1 protein-coding gene and 1 pseudogene are annotated in these 1374 nt (G+C 47.2%); both read left to right on the forward strand.

Features of this window, described 5'->3' with window-relative positions:
* Positions 1-208, forward strand: a pseudogene (locus tag P9228_RS30790) (hypothetical protein); the annotation flags it as partial.
* Positions 209-378: 170 nt separating this feature from the next.
* Complete coding sequence (gene blaTEM / locus P9228_RS30795) at positions 379-1239, forward strand: TEM family class A beta-lactamase (protein ID WP_278057049.1); 861 nt, start codon at positions 379-381, stop codon at positions 1237-1239.
* Positions 1240-1374: the final 135 nt, after the last annotated feature.

Below are 1374 nucleotides of genomic sequence, written 5' to 3' on the forward strand. Positions count from 1 at the left end.
CCCTCTAGTCAAGGCCTTAAGTGAGTCGTATTACGGACTGGCCGTCGTTTTACAACGTCGTGACTGGGAAAACCCTGGCGTTACCCAACTTAATCGCCTTGCAGCACATCCCCCTTTCGCCAGCTGGCGTAATAGCGAAGAGGCCCGCACCGATCGCCCTTCCCAACAGTTGCGCGGCCTGAATGGCGAATGGCGCTTCGCTTGGTAATAAAGCCCGCTTCGGCGGGCTTTTTTTTGTTAACTACGTCAGGTGGCACTTTTCGGGGAAATGTGCGCGGAACCCCTATTTGTTTATTTTTCTAAATACATTCAAATATGTATCCGCTCATGAGACAATAACCCTGATAAATGCTTCAATAATATTGAAAAAGGAAGAGTATGAGTATTCAACATTTCCGTGTCGCCCTTATTCCCTTTTTTGCGGCATTTTGCCTTCCTGTTTTTGCTCACCCAGAAACGCTGGTGAAAGTAAAAGATGCTGAAGATCAGTTGGGTGCACGAGTGGGTTACATCGAACTGGATCTCAACAGCGGTAAGATCCTTGAGAGTTTTCGCCCCGAAGAACGTTTCCCAATGATGAGCACTTTTAAAGTTCTGCTATGTGGCGCGGTATTATCCCGTATTGACGCCGGGCAAGAGCAACTCGGTCGCCGCATACACTATTCTCAGAATGACTTGGTTGAGTACTCACCAGTCACAGAAAAGCATCTTACGGATGGCATGACAGTAAGAGAATTATGCAGTGCTGCCATAACCATGAGTGATAACACTGCGGCCAACTTACTTCTGACAACGATCGGAGGACCGAAGGAGCTAACCGCTTTTTTGCACAACATGGGGGATCATGTAACTCGCCTTGATCGTTGGGAACCGGAGCTGAATGAAGCCATACCAAACGACGAGCGTGACACCACGATGCCTGTAGCAATGGCAACAACGTTGCGCAAACTATTAACTGGCGAACTACTTACTCTAGCTTCCCGGCAACAATTAATAGACTGGATGGAGGCGGATAAAGTTGCAGGACCACTTCTGCGCTCGGCCCTTCCGGCTGGCTGGTTTATTGCTGATAAATCTGGAGCCGGTGGGCGTGGGTCTCGCGGTATCATTGCAGCACTGGGGCCAGATGGTAAGCCCTCCCGTATCGTAGTTATCTACACGACGGGTAGTCAGGCAACTATGGATGAACGAAATAGACAGATCGCTGAGATAGGTGCCTCACTGATTAAGCATTGGTAACTGTCAGACCAAGTTTACTCATATATACTTTAGATTGATTTACCCCGGTTGATAATCAGAAAAGCCCCAAAAACAGGAAGATTGTATAAGCAAATATTTAAATTGTAAACGTTAATATTTTGTTAAAATTCGCGT

This window comes from Mesorhizobium sp. WSM4898, assembly GCF_029625845.1.
In the GTDB taxonomy this organism is placed as follows: Bacteria; Pseudomonadota; Alphaproteobacteria; order Rhizobiales; family Rhizobiaceae; genus Mesorhizobium.

Bases quoted from the DNA above. Each gene is read 5' to 3' on its own strand.
- blaTEM (WP_278057049.1), top strand. From the start codon at position 379: ATGAGTATTCAACATTTCCGTGTCGCCCTTATTCCCTTTTTTGCGGCA.